The following is a 3029-nucleotide window of genomic DNA, read 5'->3' as shown; positions in this document are numbered from 1 at the left end:
GGGTCAGACCCACGAGCGTTTTGAAGCCAGGGGTCAGACCCACGTGCGTCTTTGGGCCTTAAGGCCGCACGGGGGTCTGACCCCCCAAACTCCGAAGTTTAAAAATCAATAATGCGGCGGCGGAGTCTCATCCTCCTCCGCCTTGATATTCGAAGGCGCCATATCCTTCAACTGCTTGTGCATTAACCGCTTCGCCTCCCACAGTTCCCGAAGGTCCATTTCCTGCTTGGCCACCTGCTCGCTCAGGATGTTAATTACGTCATCCTGGAACGCAAGTCGCATTTCCAGTTCCGCGAGCCGGTCTTCGAGAGTGTTTTTGCTCATGAGGTTTAGTCAGTCCTTTCGGTAATCTGGTATCATGCCGCCTTTTACCGCCATTATCGTTGGCGGCGTTCATTGGCCGGGCATGCCATGTTACCCGATGTCCGGCTTTTTATCGTTAGTGTTCATTATGGAGAATATTCAGCCAATGCGTAATCCAGCCAAAGCGATCCGCCTTTCCCTTATGATCGCCATTCCGGCACCTCTGGTACTGTTCCTGTTGCTGTCCGTTACACCGCAATTCCTCGCCGCCCTGAGCGCTGGCAACATCGCTGAAGCACTCGGCAGCGTTGGCGGGCTTGCCGCCTATCTGATTGCCTTTGTTGTATTCGGCATCACCGGCTTTTTGACCGTGGCGCTTGCAACCAAACAGCCAAAACCGGCAGCAGCTCGCACACAAAGCCGCCCCGCACGCGCCAGCCAGCAGAGCAACGTTTACGACGATGACGAAGAAGACGACTTTGACGACACCACGCCAGAAGGCGATGAAGAAGGCTCCGTTAAATGGTTCAACGTCAAAAAAGGCTTTGGCTTTATCGTCCGCGACAGTGGTGACGAAATCTTTGTTCACTTCCGCGCCATTCGTGGCCGTGGCCGCCGTGTACTGCGCCAGGGTCAACTGGTCCGGTTCAACGTGGTTGAAGCCGACAAAGGCCTGCAGGCAGACAACGTGTCTATACTGAGCGAATAAACGACCCCTGCAGAACACAAAAAGGCAGCCGTTACTGGCTGCCTTTTTGTTTGCCTGATCGTTTAATCACCCACTAATTCCAAACGACCTGCTGTTCTCCCCGGTGATCTAATCGCCACCATTTGTCTTCTTCAACCGGCTCACCCTCTTTCCAGTCACCCGGACTGCATCGAATTTCGGTCTCTACCGCCCTCCAGGCACTACGGGCACACTCCAGATCGGTGCTCCAGGGTAACTGCGCCCCTTCAATCACCAGCGAGGTGAACCGTTTACCAAAGGCTCCGGGGTACAAGGTAATGCGAAGCCGCTCACCGCCGTAAAATGCCGTACCTTTCATCACTGCAGACACATCGCCATCATCCAGCTCTAGCTGGTCTAACTGGCCCTCAAGCCATCCGGATACAGCGCCCGGCCTGAGATCACGAATGTAAATTTCCAGATCCTGCACCCGAGGAATCTCCCTGCTGTTGGTCACAATGCAGCACATAGTGAACCGGCCCGGGCCTGGCTGCAACCCATCGTTCAAGTTCCTTGCGAAGGTCCTCAACCAGCAACCGACGCAAGGCTCCCGAACGCTTGCGTTCATGCCAGACGACCTCAGCAGCCGCCTGCTCAACTTCCAACACGCGCATCGCATCTTCAGCCACCTGCCACTGCTCTCCCCTGGCCATGGCCACCAACGATTGCCGGCGGAGTGTCTCATGCTGCGCAGCCCCGGCCACACCCTCCAGCGGCCCGCGACTGGCAAGCATATCCAGCCGGGCGGCAGTTCTCTGGCACCATTCCAGCATCGCTCCCGGAGAGGCAACGCATTGGCTCCGGCACGATGCGGCAAACTCCACTGCCCCCGGTGACAACTGAACATTCCAGCGCTTCTCTATGGCCGGTTGATGGGCCATCAAAATCGCCATACGTTGCATCACGCTGATACCGGGCATCGACATAATGTCCAACTCACGCCCTAGCAGAGCAGACAATCGGCGTTCATCCTTATGCTCCCGGGAATCGCCACCAGCCGCCAGCAAGAGCATCGGCCCCTGCCACCCGGTCACCAGCTCCCGGACCACACCGTCCGGTTGAGCCAGCAGGGCCAGCAAATCCGCAGGCGATATATTATCAAGAACCAAGGCCGGCCAATGGGCCTGCTCATTATCAACGGCCGGCACGACAGGCTGATCAGACGCCATCACCTCCGCCTGTCGGCGCAGGTCCATTTGCACCCAAGACATCCCTGGCGTGGCCAACAACAAGCTCAACCAGGCACTTTTACCACTGCCCCGGTCACCGCTCACCCACACCAGAGCGCGGCTATTGGCAGACAGCGCCACGGCCACGTCTTCTGCCAACTGCAGCCAGGCCGGCTCTGTTATGGTCACGGGCGCATAAGATTGCCCTGATGCCCTCGGCTGAGCTGCCGACTCCGCTGGCTCAATGGGCCAATGAGTCACAAGTTCCAGAACCGCGACATAGGCCCTATCCTGCAAACGCTCTGCACAATGAACCAGACCGCGCAACAGCTGCGGCCAGTCCAGCCAGGGCGACTCGATCGCCTCCCGGGTGCCGGCAATCCAATAGATGAGCTGTGACGACAAATCGCCATCGCCCTGCACTTCGGCGACGATCGGCTGCTCACCCTGAATCGTGCGCACCAGCTCGTCCAGATCAACACCCTGGCGTTTCAGAAACGGCACCACATCAGGAACGGCGTCGAGCAGCGCCAGCAGAAAATCTTCAACGGTAATCACACTGCCACCGCGACTGGCAACGTTTTCCCGGGCGTGCAGTAAGGCAGTTTGGCACTGAGGTGCCAGGCAAGCTTGCCAATCATCCATTCGGCGATCTCCTTCCTTGGTCTTGGGGTTGCATCGTCCTGATGCAAAAAACACAGCCGGGGATTCTAGGAGGAATCCCCGGCCAGAGCAACGATGGCGCGCCCGTTTTAGGGAGTTATGTGATCAGTCAGGACGATTGCTTGACAGCGTCACGTTAAATGCCTCAGAAGCCCAGCCTGCGACGG

Annotated in this window: 4 protein-coding genes; 1 reads left to right on the top strand and 3 read right to left on the bottom strand. The window is 57.7% G+C overall.

Annotated features, from left to right (window positions below; all coding sequences use genetic code 11):
- Positions 1 to 105: 105 nt before the first annotated feature.
- Positions 106 to 324: a SlyX family protein gene (locus tag IBX51_RS14855; protein ID WP_291832103.1), complete on the bottom strand. Its 219-nt coding sequence runs from the start codon at positions 322 to 324 to the stop codon at positions 106 to 108.
- A 145-nt stretch (positions 325 to 469) separates the two neighbouring features.
- On the opposite strand from IBX51_RS14855, the gene IBX51_RS14850 reads away from it, so the two are divergent.
- Positions 470 to 1012 carry a cold-shock protein gene (locus IBX51_RS14850; RefSeq protein ID WP_291832102.1) on the top strand — a complete coding sequence of 181 codons (543 nt, stop codon included), beginning with the start codon at positions 470 to 472 and terminating at the stop codon, positions 1010 to 1012.
- 73 nt (positions 1013 to 1085) lie between these two features.
- On the opposite strand, the gene IBX51_RS14845 is transcribed toward IBX51_RS14850, so the two are convergent.
- Both IBX51_RS14845 and IBX51_RS14840 read right to left on the bottom strand, forming a co-directional pair.
- Positions 1086 to 1460 (bottom strand): hypothetical protein, encoded by a 375-nt coding sequence (locus tag IBX51_RS14845; protein ID WP_291832101.1) that lies wholly within the window; start codon positions 1458 to 1460, stop codon positions 1086 to 1088.
- A complete protein-coding gene (locus tag IBX51_RS14840; protein ID WP_291832099.1) occupies positions 1432 to 2844 on the bottom strand; it encodes a hypothetical protein in 1413 nt (470 codons plus the stop codon). The genes IBX51_RS14845 and IBX51_RS14840 overlap by 29 nt, the downstream gene beginning before the upstream one ends.
- Positions 2845 to 3029: the final 185 nt, after the last annotated feature.

The organism is Marinobacter sp. (genome assembly GCF_014859525.1).
Lineage (GTDB): Bacteria > Pseudomonadota > Gammaproteobacteria > Pseudomonadales > Oleiphilaceae > Marinobacter.
This window is presented reverse-complemented; position numbering and strand designations above follow the sequence as displayed.

Coding starts and splice junctions, on each gene's coding strand:
- IBX51_RS14840 (WP_291832099.1), bottom strand. CDS start 2,844: ATGGATGATTGGCAAGCTTGCCTGGCACCTCAGTGCCAAACTGCCTTA.
- IBX51_RS14855 (WP_291832103.1), bottom strand. CDS start 324: ATGAGCAAAAACACTCTCGAAGACCGGCTCGCGGAACTGGAAATGCGA.
- IBX51_RS14850 (WP_291832102.1), top strand. CDS start 470: ATGCGTAATCCAGCCAAAGCGATCCGCCTTTCCCTTATGATCGCCATT.